Origin of the sequence: Tenacibaculum sp. MAR_2009_124, assembly GCF_900105455.1 — a bacterium.
In the GTDB taxonomy this organism is placed as follows: Bacteria; Bacteroidota; Bacteroidia; order Flavobacteriales; family Flavobacteriaceae; genus Polaribacter.
Genome location: NZ_FNSF01000001.1, coordinates 607,339 through 624,767, shown reverse-complemented (window position 1 = coordinate 624,767; position 17,429 = coordinate 607,339). Strand labels below are relative to the sequence as shown.

The window sequence follows — 17,429 nt, the reverse complement described above, 5'->3', positions numbered from 1 at the left end:
TCTTTTTTAATTAATCAATGAACAATCTATTTACCACCTTTCCTGAATTAAAAACTGCTCGATTATTGTTAAGAGAAGTATTACTGAAAGACAAGGTTGAATTATTTGAACTAAGATCAAATGATTTGGTGAATAAATTTACCACGAGAAATATTCCTAAAAACACCCAAGACGTTGAAAGTTTTATTTTAGATATTCATGAACTAGTCAATAGTAAAAAAGGAATTTATTGGGTTTTGGAATATGAACATAAAGTAATTGGTTCTATTGGACTACGTCATTTTAACAAGAATAATACCTACGCTGAAATTGGATATGAGTTACATCCAGACTTTCATGGCTTAGGATTCATGAGTGAAGCTCTTAAAAAGGTATTGTGGTTTGGTTTCACTAAGCTTCAACTAATGGAAATAGAAGCATATACCCATGGAGAAAACGAAAGTTCAATAAAACTATTAAAGAGACATAAATTTCAGTTAAAGAAAGACAAAATAGATTTTCACTTTGAGAATAATATTATTTTTGGACTGATAAAAAATGAATATCAATAAACATCTATGTTTTCAATTTTAAAAAAAGAATTCAACTCATTTTTTGCTTCACCGATAGCCTATTTGGTCATCGGAGTATTTTTACTCATTAATGGTTTATTTTTGTGGGTTTTAAAAGATGACTTAAACATTTTAAATGCAGGTTTCGCTGATTTAAATAATTACTTCTATTTAGCACCTTGGTTATTTTTGTTTCTCATTCCAGCAATTACAATGAAAAGTTTTGCTGATGAATATACCACTGGTACCATTGAAATTTTAAAAACAAAACCTTTAACTGATTGGCAAATAGTACTGGGTAAGTTTATTTCCGCCCTCCTATTAGTTCTTTTAGCAATTTTACCTACATTAACCTACGTTTATAGTGTATATAATTTGGGCGATCCTTTAGGAAACTTGGATACAGGAAGCATACTAGGTTCTTATTTAGGGCTCATTTTTTTAGCAGCAACCTATACCTCTATTGGCTTGTATACCTCAACACTCTCAAATAACCAAATTGTTGCTTTTATTCTTGCAGTATTTATTTCTTTTCTCATGTTTGTTGGACTTGATGTTATTGGCGATACTACTGGAGACAATGGTTTTTTGATTCAACAATTTGGAATTATCGAACATTATAAAAGTATAAGCAGGGGCGTTATAGATACACGAGACATTATCTATTTTGTGAGTATTACTTTCTTCTTTTTATTTATTACTAAACAACAATTAAAAAATGAGTAAAAAAGTTAAAAATAGTGTTTTAGTACTTGCTGGATTACTTATTTTAAACTTAGTAAGTAATAGAATATACAAACGGTTTGATGTTACCGCCGATAAACGTTATACCCTATCTAAAATTACCTCTAAGTTACTCAAAAACATGGATGAGTCCTTGGTTATAAATGTATATTTAGAAGGTGAATTCCCTTCGGAATTTAAGCGTTTACAATCTGAAACACGTCAGTTTTTAAATGAACTAAAAGCCATTAATAGCAATATTTATATTCGTTTTATCAATCCAGATGATAAAAGAGAAAAATTAATAAAAAAAGGAATGCTTCCAAGTCAGTTAACTGTGGAAGAAGATGGCAAGCTTTCCGAGGCTATAATTTTCCCATGGGCCGAAATTTTATATCAAGATAAAAATGAATTGGTATCTCTTCTGCCTGATACCGCATTTAAAACTCAAGAAGACCAGCTTCAAAATGCCATTGAAAAATTGGAATTTTCTTTTGCCAATGGTATTTCGTCTATCTTAAAATCTAAAAAGCCTTCAATTGCAGTTCTTTCTGGAAATGGAGAGTTAGAGGATATTCATTTATATAGCTTTTTAACAGCGATTAAAAATAAGTATCGTTTAGCTAAGTTTACTTTGGATAGTGTTCAAAAGAATCCTCAAAAAACTTTAGAAAACCTAAAAAAGTATGACCTTACTTTTATAGCGAAACCTACAGAACGTTTTTCTGAAGAAGAAAAACTTGTTCTAGATCAGTATATCACAAATGGAGGAAAAACCATTTGGATGGTCGACACCAATTTTTCTGACACCGATAGCCTTTATAACGAAGGTAAAATGATGGCTTTTCCAAGAGATTTAAATTTAACCGATTTATTATTTAGCTATCAAGTTAGAATCAATAATAAATTAGTACAGGATTTATACAGTGCCAAAATTCCTCTGGCTACTGGTAATATAGGAAACCAAGCTCAATTTCAACATTTAAATTGGTTTTATAACCCATTGGTGAAAGGAAACCCGAATCATCCTATAACCAAAAACATACCTCCTGTCCGATTTGAGTTTACAACACAAATTGATATTTTAAAAGGAGCTATCAAAAAAACACCATTACTTGTTTCATCTGAACTTACAAAAAAAACAGGAACACCTGCCATTGTTGAATTGAGTAGTATTGCCAAAGAACCTAAACAAGAAGAATATACTTCGGGTGCTCAACTTTTTGCTGTGCTGCTTGAAGGTACATTTCCTTCTGCCTATAAAAACAGAACAAAACCATTTAATGTTGGCCATTTTTCAGAACAGAGTTTAAGTAATAAAATGATTATAATGTCAGATGGTGACGTTGCTAAAAATCAGATTTTAAAAGGAAAGCCTTACGACTTAGCAAGAGACAAATGGACGGGGGACTCTTATGGTAACAAAGAATTTCTACTAAACGCTGTGGATTATTTACTTGATGATACTGGATTAATTTCACTTAGAAACAAAACACTTCAGATAAACTTATTAGATAAACAAAAGGCCTATGCTGAAAAAAGGTATTGGCAGATACTAAATATAGCTCTACCTTTAATTTTATTAGGTGTATTTGGCTTCGGTTTTAATCATTTAAGAAAAAAGAAATATTCAAATTAATACCTTTTGATGTCATAACAAAAAAACAAAAGCCTCTTGAAAAAAATCATAAGGCTTTTGTTTTATATTGAATTCATCTTATAGCTAACATCCAGAATCACAACACTGATCATCTTTTACCCATTTACAAGATAAAACGGCTAACAACGCTCCTAAAATAGGTGCAGTTATATACAACCATAAATGTTCAAAATGACCAGAAACCAATGCTGGTGCAATTGATCTTGCAGGATTCATTGATGCCTTAGTCATAGGTCCTGCAAACATCGCTTCTAATAAAACAACACCTCCAATAGCGATTCCTGCCATAACTCCTATTTCTTTGCTTCCCGTAGATACATTGATAATTGTTAGCATTAAAAAAAAAGTAAGTAACAATTCTAAAATAAAAGCGCGCCATGGTTCCAATATCGGAATAGTGGCTCCATAATACTCACTTTCGGGAAATAATATCCATAACATAACACTTGCCAAAATAGCTCCTATTAATTGTGCTATAATGTATTTGGGAACTTCCTTCCACTCAAACTTCTTTGCAAATGCAAAAGCTACGGTTACAGCTGGATTGAAATGAGCACCAGAAATTTCACCAAATGCATAAATCATTGCCATTACGATCAATCCCCAAGTTATGGCAACACCAATATGAGTTAAATCCGCTCCACTGGTAACTTCATTAACAGTCATTGCTCCTGTTCCACAAAATATTAAAGAAAATGTTCCTATTACTTCAGAAATGTATTTTTTCACTCGTTTAAATTTAAGTATTGTTAATTTTTGAATTGGTAAAGATAACCTTCCTTATTTTAAGTTTTTGTTAACATTAATAGCCTTTTTTCATCGTAATTTTATCAAACTAATTAAAAACAAAGCCGTCTAATGATGAAAAAACTTCTTTTAACCATGTTTGTTGCTGTAATAGCAACAAGTTCAAATGCACAAGTTAAAACTCCTGCTTCTAGCCCATCTTCTAAAGTAGAACAAGCCGTAGGATTAACTGACGTTACCGTGGAATACTCTCGACCAGGGGTAAAAGGTAGAACTATTTTTGGTGACCTTGTTCCTTATGGAAAATTATGGAGAACAGGTGCCAATGCAAATACTAAAGTTACATTTAGTGATGATGTTACCATTGATGGAAAAGAATTAAAAAAAGGAACGTATGCTATTTTCACAAAACCAAGTCAAAGTTCTTGGGAGGTGATTTTTTACTCAGATACTAATAACTGGGGAACACCAAGAGAATGGAATGCTAGCAAAGTTGCTTTAACAACAACAGTTAAAGTTCAAGCTATGCCTATGAAAATTGAAACATTTACCATTTCTTTCGATGATATTACCAATAATTCTGCTGTCTTAGGTATTTTATGGGAGAATGCTTACGTGGGCGTTAAATTCACGACTCCTACAGACAAAGGTGTTGAAGCAAGTATTAACAAAGTAATGAATGGACCTTCAGCTAATGACTACTATTCTTCAGCTGTTTATTATTTACAATCAGGTAAAGATATTCAAAAAGCAAAAGGATGGATTAACAAAGCTGTTGAAATTACCAAGGATAAACCACGTTTTTGGTATTTACGTCAGCAATCATTAATCTTAGCTAAAGCTGGTGACAAAAAAGGAGCTATTCAAGCTGCCAACGCGTCTTTAGCAGGAGCTGAAAAAGCTGGAAATGCCGATTATGTTAAGATGAACAAAGAGTTCTTAGCTAAAACAAAATAATTACTCAGGAAATTGATTTTATAAAAAGCTCATAGATAATCTATGAGCTTTTTACTTTTGTTTACCCTGTTATATCATTTACAAATTGAAACTATAATGGTATTATAATGACATCCTCATCTTTAAAAGATGCCCTTTAAATCCAACCTTTTCGTAAGCTTTTATTGCACCGATATTATCATCGAAAACATCCAATCGAACTTCTTCTATTCCTTTTTCTTTTATCCATTGAAAAAGAGACTCTATGATTTGTTTATTCACTCCTTTTCCTCGATGAGTAGGCCTTGTATACATAAACCCTAAATAAGCAAGCTTATCAAACTTAAAATAAGGTTGAGAAACCATAATTCGCGCATAGCCAGAGGCTATCAATTCTTCATTTTCTTCTGCTACTAGCACTTCAACATCATCCACTTCAATCATTTTTTTAATGTCGTAATAATGAATTTCACCTTCTTTAAAAGTTGGTTCAAAAGGTCTTTCTGCTTTAATCAATGCTTGTTCAAAATCTAAGAGCGTTGGTAAATCTTCTACTATTGCGGTACGTATTGATATCATTTGTTTGTCGGATTATTTTTTCTCACTAATTTTGCTCAAAATTAGAGAAAATAATTATGAAAAGTAAAATCTTAACAATTGCTATGATGGGAGTGTCTATGGCAATATCTGCACAAGAAAAAACTTATACTGGTATTGAATTAAATGGGGCAAATCCATCACCTTCTGTAAATGGTTTTGTAAACAAAATTCAATTCACTGGGGCATCACATGGTTCAATAGTTTTTAACCCAGGTAAAACCAATGAATTAATGTTTGGTTTTCACTCAAACAAGAGGTTCTATTGGGGAACTGGAAGATCTGCATCTAAACCTAATTTCTATTCTATGATACTTCATGGAGAAACAGGTAACTTATATTTACCTGGAAACATTGGTATTGGTATAAGCAGTCCAAATGAAAGTCTAACAATATCAAAATCAGGGGCATCTTTAGGAATATATGATACCAATCCTTTGTCTAAAGCCAATAACCGTATTGCTCGATATGGAAACTCGTTAGTCATTCAAAATGATTTATCGGGAAGTTGGACCGATAATATTAATTTTCATGATACTGGGCGTGTTGGAATTGGAACTCATAATCCAACTGAGGCTAAGCTAGTTATTAAAAGCAGCACTTTACCGAGTCTTTCTGGAAATAAAACAGGTGCAATAGCAGTGGTGGGTTATAATACAGAACTCGCAATAGGCGCGAGCTCAGAATTAAATGGAGGTAGTTGGATTCAAACTAGGCACTCAAGTACCACTTATCCAAATCACGCCTATACCCTTGCTCTAAACCCACTTGGAGGTAAAGTAGGGATTGGAACTTCAGATGTTCCTACAGATTTCAAATTTGCCGTTGTTGGTAAAATGATAACAGAAGAGGTTAAGGTTCAATTAAAAAATGATTGGCCTGACTTTGTTTTCGAAAACACTTATCAATTACCTACTTTAAAAGAAGTTGAAAATCATATCAACAAAAAAGGGCATTTGAAAGATATTCCAAATACTGAAGAGGTTCGTAAAAACGGATTTTATTTAGGTGAAATGGATTCTAAATTATTACAAAAAATTGAAGAGCTTACCCTATACACTATTCAACAAGAGAAGAAAATTGAAAATCTAGAAAAAGAGAATACTCAATTGAAAACAATAAATGAGCAATTACTTGATATACAGAATAGATTAAAATCTCTTGAACAAAAGAATTAATGAAGTATTCTAATTCCTTGAATAGGGAAAAATATCCTTATATATTCTAAAAACAAAAAAGCGGAAAATCATGATTTTTCCGCTTTTTTAAATATTTATAAAATATTATTTCAATATCCTTTATAATTCTTCAGGCGTAGGATTGTTCGTAATACTTTCTATTAAAACAGCCATAATCATTACAATACCGCATCCAAGCGCATTTAACCACAAATATGGAAATATGTCTAAATACCAAACTACTATAATAATCATCTGAGTTATTAATGCTGCAATAAAAACTGAACGCCCTTTTACAAACTTCACAAAAAATGCTAATAAGAATATTCCCAATACGTTTCCATAAAAAATAGATCCTATAATATTTACCAATTGAATCAAGTTATCAAATAAATTGGCAACGCAGGCTACCAAAATAGCCAAAACACCCCAACCCAATGTAAACCATTTAGATACTTTCACATAATGCTCATCTGAGTATTCTTTTGACGTATTTCTCTTGTACAAATCTATTGTTGTTGTAGATGCCAGTGCATTTAACTCTGATGCAGTTGAAGACATCGCAGCAGATAATATTACTGCTAACAATAATCCCACTAAACCTGCAGGAAGGTATTTTAATATGAAACCGATAAATACATAATCTTTATCATTGGTTTCCACTTCACTATTCGCCCTTTTTATGATCGTTTTAGCCTGCTCCTTTAGTTCTACATCTTTTTCATTTAAAACGGCCAATTGCTTCTTAGACTCATCCGTTAATCCATCAGTAATAAGCACTCTCTTTTGCGCTTCAATACTTTTATGATTAAGTTCTAGTGCTTTGTATTCAGCAGCGTATTCCGAATTAATTACGGCTTCTTCTGCTTTAGGATTAAAGTTTAAAGGTGACGTATTAAACTGATAAAAAACAAATACCATAACCCCCACTAAGAGTATAAAAAACTGCATAGGAACTTTTAACAATCCATTAAAAATCAACCCTAATTGACTTTCTCTAAGAGATTTTCCTGATAAATAACGTTGCACCTGACTTTGATCGGTTCCGAAATAAGACAACATTAAAAAAGTTCCACCTAAAACTCCTGTCCAAACGGTATAACGGTTGTTCAGATCCCATGAAAAATCAAGAACTTTCATTTTACCGCTTGCTCCAGCAATATCTAAAGCTTTGGAAAATGTAATTCCATCAGGTAAATATTGTAAAATGATATAGAAAGTAATAAACATTCCCGCAAAAATGACAGCCATCTGTTGCTTTTGCGTTACACTTACCGCTTTTGTACCTCCTGAAACAGTGTAAATAATTACTAAAACTCCAATTATAACATTTAAAGTAATTAAATCCCAGCCCAAAACAGCTGATAAGATTATGGCTGGAGCAAAAATAGTTATCCCTGCTGCTAAACCACGTTGAATCAAAAACAATATTGCCGTTAAAACCCTTGTCTTTTTGTCGAAACGACTTTCTAAATATTCATAAGCGGTATAAACATTAAGCTTATGATAAATTGGAATAAACACCAAACAAATAACCACCATAGCAATGGGTAATCCAAAGTAAAACTGCACAAACCCCATTCCGCTATGAAAGGCCTGCCCAGGGGTAGATAAAAACGTTATCGCGCTAGCTTGGGTTGCCATTACCGATAAGCCAATAGTCCACCACTTTGTATCATTTCCTCCTTTTATATACTCTTGAACACTTTGCTTTCCTTTTGTTTTCCAAGCGCCGTAAACAACAATAAATAATAATGTTAACGACAATACAATCCAATCAATACTTTGCATACTCTGTTAATTGTAAAGATTAGTAATTAAATAGAACAAAATAATGTATAAGACATTGGCAAGTATTACAAAGGTATACTCACGTTTCCAAGTATATTTTTGGGGATTCATTTGGGTTGATTTTAGTATTAATAGTTCGATTTTTCAAAAATATTGTCAGGCAAAGATGTTTCATTAATTTCAACCGATGAGAACACAGTAGCTTCCCCTCTTGGTTTTAATGGTTTTCCATCTTCATCTTTCGTGTACCAAATTAAAGATTTAGGCAATAACAAACCGTTAACATTTTCCCAATCATCGTATTTTATGATATTGGTTTTATTTGTTGCCTTTTTAGAAAAGTAGGTAACCGTATATCCTAACCACTCCATTTGGTACGTGTCTGGATTGTAATATATAAAATAATTATCATCAGGAGAAATACCAACATCAGCTCCATATGATATTTTAATTCCAGGATACGACACTCCTTCAAATACTAAGGGAGCTGTTTCTGAATATACAATACCATCATCCGCCAACACAAAAGGCATCGCATAAAAATAAAAGTACAAATTATAGTAAAATTCAGGATTTCCTTTAAATGCAGTTGTATCCTGTCTTTGCAACCAAACATCTTTTCCATTAAATCCTAAAGCGTATTTTTCTGACTTAACTAACGCCTTTCTTGAAGGCAAATCTGTAATATGTTTTTCTCCTTTCAATGAAAAGGTTAAGGTTTTCATTGTATTCCACTTCTCTATTCCTCCATGTTTTTTAAAAACATTCACAATCGCTTCGGGATATTTTTTTGCCGTTGTAACTACCTCTTTTTCTTTTTTTGCATTAGATTTTGCATTAGAATTACACCCAATAAATACAGGTACCAATAACAATAATAGTGCTAATTTTTTCATTTGTTTATTAATTTAGTTTAATTAGTTAATCATTCAATAACTAACGTTAATTGAAATGATTGATTAAGACATTAATTATAGGTCGGAATTGCGATGAGAAATTACACTATAAGAAAAAGAAAAAACCTGAATTATTAAATTCAGGTTTTTTTGTTCTCATTGGATATTTGAAGTTGAAGTTAATCGTTGTGCATAAATTTTTGTTTCGCCAACAACTCTTCTTCAGTTTCTACATTGTCTTCATCTGGAACACAACAATCTACAGGACAAACGGCTGCACATTGTGGTTCTTCATGAAAACCTTTACATTCTGTACATTTATCTGCTACAATATAGTAAATTTCATCAGAAACTGGCTCCTGCTCTTCTTCCGCATTTGCTTTATTTCCGTTGGGTAATACTATATCTCCTTCTAAATCTGTTCCATCTGCATAACGCCAATCATCTGCACCTTCATATATCGCTGTATTGGGGCACTCCGGTTCGCAAGCACCACAATTAATACATTCATCTGTTATTATTATTGCCATAATATATCTCTCTCAGTTTTTGTAACTTTGCCTGACAAAAATAGTTCCAATTTAATTTAGAACCAATATAAATGGATAAGATAAAAAGTAGGTTAGACGCTTTTAATAAACTGGGTAATTTTTTAAATCAATTCTCTCTAAAAGAAATAAAACAACACGAAAATATTCCTCATAATGATTTGTTTTTTGATGGTTTCAAGCATCAATTAAAACTTGCACAAGAAGCTAATTCTTGGTTCACAAAAGACAACTTACTTTTCACAATTGAAGGTTGGGCAAAAAACCTAAGCACAGAAAACTTAGAAAAATGGATCCAAAATGAAAACCTCGGTTTAAATAACGAAAAGAATGTTGCAATCATAATGGCTGGAAACATTCCTTTAGTTGGATTTCATGATTTTTTATCAGTACTTATCTCTGGACACTCTGTTTTAGTGAAACAATCTTCAAACGATAAACACCTACTCCCTTTTTTAGCCAAATATCTTGAATATATACTTCCAGAATTAAAAGGTAAAATAGTTTTTACAGAAGAAAAACTTTCTGGTTTTGAAGCAGTAATTGCTACAGGAAGCAATAATACGGCTCGATATTTTGAGCACTATTTTAAAGGAAAACCAAATATCATTCGAAAAAACAGAAACTCTGTCGCAGTTATAACAGGTCGGGAATCCGAAAAAGATTTGGATAATTTAAGTGAAGATGTTTTCAGATATTTTGGTTTAGGTTGCCGTTCAGTTTCAAAAATTTTTGTTCCAAAAGGGTATAACTTCGATCATTTCTTCAAAGGAATGTACAATCAACATGAAATCATTAATAATGCCAAATACGCTAATAACTATGACTATAATAAGACTGTGTATTTAATGAGTGAATTTGACATTTTAGAAAATGGTTTTTTAATGGTTAAAGAAGATGAAAGCTATACCTCACCTATTGCTTCTGTATTCTATGAATATTACGACAATGAGGATAACTTAAAAATTAAATTACACGAAGACAAGAACCAAATTCAATGCGTTGTAGCTAACAATTTTATTGAAAATGAAGTGGCTTTTGGTGAAACCCAACATCCTAATCTGTGGGATTATGCTGATGGAGTGAATACCCTAGAATTTTTAGCTAAGCTTTAAGGTTATCTTTGTAATTATTCAGATATTTGTTAACTAATTAATTAAAATTTATTTTGATTTTGACCTGAGTGTCGAAGTTCTAAAATAGCGTTGAAAATCAATATGTATTCTTGAGAAAGAATAATACAATATCTATAAGTTTAAACAGATGAAAAAACACAACTTTAGTGCTGGTCCATGTATCTTACCAGAGGAGGTATTACAAAAAGCTTCTGAAGCAGTAATTAATTTTAATAATGATAACCTATCCCTTATTGAAATTTCACATAGAAGTAAACCATTTGTTGATGTTATAGAAAAAGCTAGAAGTTTAGCTTTGGAGTTGCTAGGTCTTGAAAATAAAGGATACGAAGCTCTATTCTTACACGGTGGTGCTAGTACTCAGTTTTTAATGACTGCCTATAACTTATTAAACAAAAAAGCCGCTTATTTAAATACAGGAACATGGAGTGGAAAAGCTATAAAAGAAGCTCGTCTTTTTGGAGAACTTATTGAGGTAGCTTCTTCAGAGGACAAAAACTTCAACTATATTCCAAAGGACTTTGACATTCCTAATGACGTAGATTACTTCCATTGTACGAGCAATAATACTATTTATGGGACTCAAATGAAGAACTTTCCAGAAACTTCAGTCCCTTTGATTTGTGATATGAGTTCGGATATTTTTTCCAGACAATTGGATTTTTCTAAGTTCGACTTAATTTATGCTGGGGCTCAAAAAAACATGGGGCCTGCTGGAGCAACACTAGTAGTTATAAAAAAAGATATTTTAGGTAAAGTTGAAAGAAATATTCCTTCAATGTTAAACTACCAAATTCATATTGATAAAGATAGCATGTTTAATACACCTTCTGTCTTTGCTGTATATGTTTCTATGTTAACTTTAGAATGGTTGAAAGATTTGGGAGGCATTCCTTTTATCGAAAAAGTAAATAATAAGAAATCTGCTCTTCTTTATAACGAAATAGATCGAAATCCTTTTTTCAAAGGAGTAGTTCATAAAGAAGATAGGAGTCATATGAACGCCACATTTACTATTGAAAATGATATACTTGCTAAAAAGTTTGACGCCTTATGGCAGGAAACCAATATTAACGGATTGCACGGACACAGAAGTGTAGGCGGTTATAGAGCAAGTATGTACAATGCACTTCCTTTATATAGTGTTCAAACATTAGTGGATGTGATGCAAGAATTAGAAAGACAAGCTTAAAAATCAATATTTTATTACGAACCATTTGGGTTCAATAAAGAACAAGAACTAAATAAAATGAAAATATTAGCGAATGATGGAATTTCTCAAAGCGGAATTGCTGCTTTAGAGAATGGAGGTTTTGAGGTGATTACAACAAAAGTTGCACAAAACCAATTGGATAGTTTTATTAATGAAAATGGTATTGATGCTCTTTTAGTAGCGAATAACACACAAGTAAGACAAGAACTTATTGAAGACTGTCCTAGTTTAAAATTAATTGGTAAAGCTGGTGTAAATTTCGATAATATTGATGTCGATTTTGCAAGAGAAAATGGTCTTCATGTAATTAATACGCCAGAAGCAATATCAGGAGCTGTTGCTGAGTTAATTTTTGCCCATATTTTCGGAATGGCACGTTTTTTACATCAGTCGAATCGTGAAATGCCTTTAGAAGGAGAAACAAGGTTTAACGCGTTGCGCAAACAATTTGCTAATGGAGTTGAATTAAAAGGAAAAACGATTGGTATAATTGGTAACAATGAAACTGCTGATGAAGTTGCTAAAATTGCTTTAGGTGTCGGTATGAAGGTTCTTTTCGCAGGTAATTATTCTGAGGAAAAAACAATTGCTTTAACGTTTTATAACGGGCAAACTATCGATTTTACTTTAGATACAGAACCTTTTAAAGAAGTATTAAAAAAATCAGATTTTATATCTATACACACTCCACTACAAGATGGTTACCTTATAGGAACTAAAGAATTCGAACATATGAAGCAAGGTATTGGAATTATAAATGTTTCAAATGGAGGCCTTGTTGATGAAGTTGCTTTGGTTAATGCTATTAAAGATGGTACGGTAAAGTACGCAGCTTTAGATGTCTTTGAGAATCAACCAACTCCCGAAATCCAACTTTTAATGAACCCTGAAATTTCATTTACTCCCAATATTGCTTCTTCAACTGTTGAATCAAAACAACGAGTTGATGAAGAACTTGCGAAGCAAATAACAGAATTATTATCAGAGTAATTATATGGCGATTGTAAAACCTTTCAAGGCGGTCAGAGCAACACGCGATAAAGTTGCACTGGTATCTTCCAAATCGTATGAAGCCTATACTATAGATCAATTAACTGCGAAGCTTGCGTTTAATCCTTATACCTTTTTACATGTAATTAACCCTGGTTATAAATATCATAAAAAAGAGATTACCGGAGAACAACGCTTTAAACTTGTGCATAATAGATATTTAGAGTTTAAAGAAGATGGTTATTTAAAGGAAGATGAAACGCCAGGGTTTTATATTTACGAAAAAACATCATCATCAAACTCCTACTGCGGGATTATCGCGGCAACTTCTGTTAACGATTACCATAACAACGTAATCAAAAAGCATGAAAGTACTTTACACAAAAGAGAGTTATTATTTGAAGATTATTTAAAAAATACAGGATTTAACGCCGAACCTGTTTTATTGACTTACCCTGATAACAATAGTATTGAGGCTATTATTGAAAAGTATAAGATAAACAGACCTGAATATGAATTCACTTCTACGGACAAAGACCTTCATAAATTATGGGTCATTAATAAAGAGGAGGATATAAAGACTATTATTCAAGCATTTGAAACAGTCAATACTTTATACATTGCGGATGGTCATCATAGGTCTACTTCTTCATGTATGTTAGCCCAAAATATAGCAAAACAAAACTCAGAGCATACTGGAGATGAACCTTATAATTTCTTTATGAGTTATTTATTGCCTGAAAGTCAGTTATGCATTTATGAATTTAACAGATTCATTAAAGATTTAAACGGATTAACTTCAGAAGAATTCCTGATTGAATTAGACACTATTTTCAAAATAGAAAACAAAGGGCAAGAACTTTATCTTCCGAAAGAAAAGCATCATTTTAATATGTATCTAGATGGAAATTTTTATTCATTGGCATTAAGAAAATCTGCGTATGAATATGATAATGCTTTAAGTGATTTAGATGCTCATATATTGTTTAAAACTGTTTTAAAACCTATTTTAGGTATTGAAAATATTAGAAATAGCTCAAAAATTATTTATTCACAGAATAAATCTGGAGGATTAGAACTAAAAACCAAAGTAGATGAAGGTCTTTTCAAAGTGTCATTTGGAATGCGCCATACGACCATTGAAGAAATTAAAAACATCGTAGATTCTAATTTAATTATGCCTCCAAAAACAACCTATATAGAACCTAAACTACGCAGTGCACTTACTATTTACGAAATATAATGCCATTACCCTTAATTATGATTAAAGATAATTTACATACAATTCAAAAAACAATTCCTGAACACGTTACGTTAGTAGCTGTTTCAAAAACAAAACCAGCTTCAGATATTCAAGAAGCTTATGACGCTGGGCAACGAGTTTTTGGTGAGAATAAAATTCAGGAAATGGTTGGGAAATATGAGGAGTTGCCTAAAGATATTGAATGGCATATGATTGGGCACCTTCAACGTAATAAGGTTAAATATATGGCCCATTTTGTGGATTTAATTCATGGAGTAGATAGTTTAAAAACACTGATTGAAATAAATAAACAGGCTCAAAAACATTCAAGAGTTATTAATTGCTTATTGCAAGCCAAAATAGCCAAGGAAGAAAGTAAATTTGGATTATCTTTTACGGAAATTGAATCTATTTTAAACTCACCCGAAATAAAAACCCTAGAGAACATCAAAATTGTTGGACTTATGGGAATGTCTACTTTCACAAATAATGAAGAACAGGTAACCCAAGAATTCGAATCTCTGTATGAATTTCACAAAAAAATAAAGGAATCGCATACACACTTAACTATCCTTTCAATGGGAATGAGTGGAGATTATGAATTGGCCATAACAAAAGGAAGTACCATGGTTAGAATAGGTAGTTCAATATTTGGAGTTAGAAATTATAATGCTTAGATTTACCCTAAGTGAGCCTAGAAAGAACTAAAAAAAGAGAGAGAATTGTACGCAGTTTTAGATATTGAAACGACCGGAGGTAAATTTAACGAGGAAGGTATTACTGAAATCGCAATTTACAAATACGACGGACATGAAGTTATAGATCAATTTATTAGCCTAGTTAATCCTGAAAGAGAGATTCAAGAGTTTGTAGCCAAGCTCACAGGAATTAACGATTCAATGCTAAAAAATGCTCCCAAATTTTATGAAATCGCCAAGCGAATTATTGAAATTACAAAAGACTGTATTTTAATTGCTCATAATGCAAGTTTCGATTATCGTATATTAAAAACTGAGTTTAATCGCTTAGGATACGATTATCAAAAAAACACTATTTGTACGGTCGCTTTAAGTAAAAATCTAATTCAAGATGCCCCTTCTTATAGTTTAGGTAAATTATGTAGACATCTTGGAATTCCTGTTACGGATAGACACAGAGCAAATGGTGATGCTTACGCCACAGTGAAACTTTTCAAGCTACTTTTAGATAAGGATAATGAAAAGGAAATAACAACTCAATCTATTAAGTACTTTGATAATAGGCATGAAAAATTAAGGATTGTCAAAATTTTAGAAAGTCTTCCGGAAACTCAAGGGGTTTTTTATGTACACAATCAAGAAGGTAATATTATATTTATCGGAAGAGGTAAAAATATAAAATCAGAAGTAAGCAAACAGTTTGTAAAGAAAACTACAAAAGCCGAAAAAGTACTAAAAAGAGCTTATGAAGTTAGCTATGAAGAAACTGGTAATCAACTTCTTACACGATTAAAATATCATTTAGATTTAGATAAAATACGACCTAAATACAATATTATAAGAAAACGAAAAAATATTACCAAAACATTCAATAATCCAAATTTTTTAATAATAGATAAAGGTCGAAAGCCTGAGGAGAATTCAGTTATACTAATTGAAAACAACGAAGTTATTGGTCACGCATTTACAAATTTGGCTTTTCAAGAAAACCAACCTCATATTTTAAAGTCGATCCTAACAGAAATTGAAAATAAGCAACTTGCTAAAATTATTGTTAAGAATTATTTACTTAGAAATAAAGTTCAAAAACTAGTAAGACTATCGGATGAAACATCTGACAGCCCTACCAGTTAATATATTATTTACTTTTTCCTATTTAATACGTAATTGAAATATTGTTTGCACCTCCATTGGAGTTATAAAAAGACGAATCAAGGTATAGTGGTTGAGATCTTGTTATTGTTGACGTATAGAAGACCGTTCCATTTTTTAAGTAAGTAACAGTTCCATCGCATGCGACATTAATTTTGAACTGATCTCCTTGTACATAATTTGTAAAATTACCTTTATAACCACCATTTTCATATATGTATATCCTACCGTTTACTACCAAATATATTGCATAATCTATAGAAGAGTATGAAGCATTTGCTGCAGGATCACTGTTTAATCCAACCATTCGATAACGATTGTTAGCTCCTGCAGTAAAATTTAAATGACCTTCTGAGTCATTAGGTATATTATGAACCAAAGAATATCCTTGTTGATTCCATCCTGTCCCCGCTGTCCTTATAAGATTACCTCCTGTATAAGACATTTGATTGGATAGCGTTATATCACTTGCTCCATAATTATAGGTTACTAGTGCTACCTTGATACTAAAACCACTGGGCAAAGTTCCAGTTCCAGCATTGGTAGTTACAGAAATATCAAAATTCCCTGTAGTAGAGCCTGCTGTAACATTGGCCGTTAATTGATTCACACTATTAACAGTAACAGAATTTACAGTTTGACCTGCAATGAACACTGTAGCACTACCATCAAAATAATCTCCCGTAATGACAACATCCTTTGTTTGATTTGTTTCGAACTGATTAGCACAACCTCCATTGGAGTTAGATCCTGAAACTATTGGAGTATTCCCCGCAACACCAGGCGTAATAGTAACATCTGCATCTACTCCATTGGAAAACGTATAAGAACCATCAGGATTCTCTGTTAACGTAGCTGGTATTGCACGAATTACATAAGGGTCGTCATCCGTACCTTCTCCAGTGATAGATATATTTGAATCGGCAACCAATTTAGTCTCATTTCCAATATTTAAAGGCACCCATATTGTACCATTAAATTTATAAATCCTTTTATCTTCGGAATTATAAACAATTGACCCCTCATTTGGAGAGGTAATCGCATTTATTTCGGCTGTAGTTCCTCTCGGTAAACCCATTAATGAATTTGCATCCATTTGAGCTACTCCATTATATGAAAAAGCGAACAAGAACACTATTAATATCTTATATCTCATTTAAACCATATATTATATAATTATTTGGATAAAGAAGTAGAAAGTAAAGTTTGGTAAATGGTAAAAGTAGTATAGTGTATTATTTATATATCACGATATATTCAGGTTTTAAAAATGCTTTCTGAATATAAAATATAAATCTGTTTTTAAGGGGTAAGAAGTTATATAACATCATATTAAGGGGATAAAATGGTTAATAATTGGAAATTTACAA

General features: G+C 32.0%; 17 protein-coding genes. 11 read left to right on the top strand and 6 right to left on the bottom strand.

Annotated elements, in window-relative coordinates; genetic code table 11:
* Positions 1-17 precede the first annotated feature (17 nt).
* The 3 genes from BLW23_RS01870 to gldG are packed head-to-tail and all read left to right on the top strand — an operon-like array spanning position 18 to position 2,913.
* Positions 18-551, top strand: coding sequence for a GNAT family N-acetyltransferase (locus BLW23_RS01870; protein WP_093667551.1), 534 nt, complete (start codon positions 18-20; stop codon positions 549-551).
* A gap of 6 nt (positions 552-557) precedes the next feature.
* Positions 558-1,277, top strand: coding sequence for a gliding motility-associated ABC transporter permease subunit GldF (gene gldF / locus BLW23_RS01865; RefSeq protein ID WP_093667550.1), 720 nt, complete (start codon positions 558-560; stop codon positions 1,275-1,277).
* Positions 1,270-2,913 carry a gliding motility-associated ABC transporter substrate-binding protein GldG gene (gene gldG / locus BLW23_RS01860; protein ID WP_093667549.1) on the top strand — a complete coding sequence of 548 codons (1,644 nt, stop codon included), beginning with the start codon at positions 1,270-1,272 and terminating at the stop codon, positions 2,911-2,913. Before gldF ends, gldG begins: the two co-directional genes overlap by 8 nt.
* A gap of 84 nt (positions 2,914-2,997) precedes the next feature.
* Here gldG and BLW23_RS01855 read toward each other — a convergent pair whose 3' ends face one another.
* Positions 2,998-3,663: an MIP/aquaporin family protein gene (locus BLW23_RS01855; protein WP_093667548.1), complete on the bottom strand. Its 666-nt coding sequence runs from the start codon at positions 3,661-3,663 to the stop codon at positions 2,998-3,000.
* Between the two features lie 132 nt (positions 3,664-3,795).
* Here BLW23_RS01855 and BLW23_RS01850 point away from each other — a divergent pair, with 132 nt between their 5' ends.
* Positions 3,796-4,638, top strand: coding sequence for a DUF2911 domain-containing protein (locus tag BLW23_RS01850; protein WP_093668416.1), 843 nt, complete (start codon positions 3,796-3,798; stop codon positions 4,636-4,638).
* Positions 4,639-4,740: 102 nt separating this feature from the next.
* On the opposite strand, the gene BLW23_RS01845 is transcribed toward BLW23_RS01850, so the two are convergent.
* Positions 4,741-5,196 carry a GNAT family N-acetyltransferase gene (locus BLW23_RS01845; protein WP_093667547.1) on the bottom strand — a complete coding sequence of 152 codons (456 nt, stop codon included), beginning with the start codon at positions 5,194-5,196 and terminating at the stop codon, positions 4,741-4,743.
* Positions 5,197-5,252: 56 nt separating this feature from the next.
* Here BLW23_RS01845 and BLW23_RS01840 point away from each other — a divergent pair, with 56 nt between their 5' ends.
* Positions 5,253-6,392, top strand: coding sequence for a hypothetical protein (locus BLW23_RS01840; RefSeq protein WP_093667546.1), 1,140 nt, complete (start codon positions 5,253-5,255; stop codon positions 6,390-6,392).
* A 120-nt stretch (positions 6,393-6,512) separates the two neighbouring features.
* Here the strand turns inward: BLW23_RS01840 and BLW23_RS01835 are convergent, their stop codons facing one another.
* From BLW23_RS01835 to BLW23_RS01825, 3 genes are all read right to left on the bottom strand, one after another.
* Positions 6,513-8,183, bottom strand: coding sequence for a sodium:solute symporter family protein (locus BLW23_RS01835; protein WP_093667545.1), 1,671 nt, complete (start codon positions 8,181-8,183; stop codon positions 6,513-6,515).
* Positions 8,184-8,311: 128 nt separating this feature from the next.
* A complete protein-coding gene (locus BLW23_RS01830; RefSeq protein ID WP_093667544.1) occupies positions 8,312-9,079 on the bottom strand; it encodes a DUF6503 family protein in 768 nt (255 codons plus the stop codon).
* A gap of 179 nt (positions 9,080-9,258) precedes the next feature.
* Positions 9,259-9,609, bottom strand: a complete 351-nt coding sequence (locus tag BLW23_RS01825; protein ID WP_093667543.1) for a 4Fe-4S dicluster domain-containing protein — start codon at positions 9,607-9,609, stop codon at positions 9,259-9,261.
* Positions 9,610-9,680: 71 nt separating this feature from the next.
* On the opposite strand from BLW23_RS01825, the gene BLW23_RS01820 reads away from it, so the two are divergent.
* The 6 genes from BLW23_RS01820 to BLW23_RS01795 all read left to right on the top strand — a co-directional run bounded on the left by BLW23_RS01820 (position 9,681) and on the right by BLW23_RS01795 (position 16,041).
* Entirely contained in the window at positions 9,681-10,742 is a 1,062-nt protein-coding gene (locus BLW23_RS01820; RefSeq protein ID WP_093667542.1) for an acyl-CoA reductase, read from the top strand.
* 148 nt (positions 10,743-10,890) lie between these two features.
* On the top strand, positions 10,891-11,955 hold the full coding sequence (gene serC / locus BLW23_RS01815; protein WP_093667541.1) for a 3-phosphoserine/phosphohydroxythreonine transaminase: 1,065 nt from the start codon (positions 10,891-10,893) through the stop codon (positions 11,953-11,955).
* A 57-nt stretch (positions 11,956-12,012) separates the two neighbouring features.
* Positions 12,013-12,966 carry an NAD(P)-dependent oxidoreductase gene (locus tag BLW23_RS01810; RefSeq protein ID WP_093667540.1) on the top strand — a complete coding sequence of 318 codons (954 nt, stop codon included), beginning with the start codon at positions 12,013-12,015 and terminating at the stop codon, positions 12,964-12,966.
* A gap of 4 nt (positions 12,967-12,970) precedes the next feature.
* Positions 12,971-14,209, top strand: a complete 1,239-nt coding sequence (locus BLW23_RS01805; protein ID WP_093667539.1) for a DUF1015 domain-containing protein — start codon at positions 12,971-12,973, stop codon at positions 14,207-14,209.
* Between the two features lie 14 nt (positions 14,210-14,223).
* Positions 14,224-14,886 carry a YggS family pyridoxal phosphate-dependent enzyme gene (locus BLW23_RS01800; protein WP_093668415.1) on the top strand — a complete coding sequence of 221 codons (663 nt, stop codon included), beginning with the start codon at positions 14,224-14,226 and terminating at the stop codon, positions 14,884-14,886.
* 45 nt (positions 14,887-14,931) lie between these two features.
* Positions 14,932-16,041, top strand: coding sequence for an exonuclease domain-containing protein (locus tag BLW23_RS01795; RefSeq protein ID WP_093667538.1), 1,110 nt, complete (start codon positions 14,932-14,934; stop codon positions 16,039-16,041).
* A gap of 22 nt (positions 16,042-16,063) precedes the next feature.
* Here the strand turns inward: BLW23_RS01795 and BLW23_RS01790 are convergent, their stop codons facing one another.
* The gene (locus BLW23_RS01790) at positions 16,064-17,215 is read right to left on the bottom strand and encodes a hypothetical protein (RefSeq protein ID WP_093667537.1); all 1,152 of its coding nucleotides are present in this window, start codon (positions 17,213-17,215) and stop codon (positions 16,064-16,066) included.
* Between the last annotated feature and the right edge of the window lie 214 nt (positions 17,216-17,429).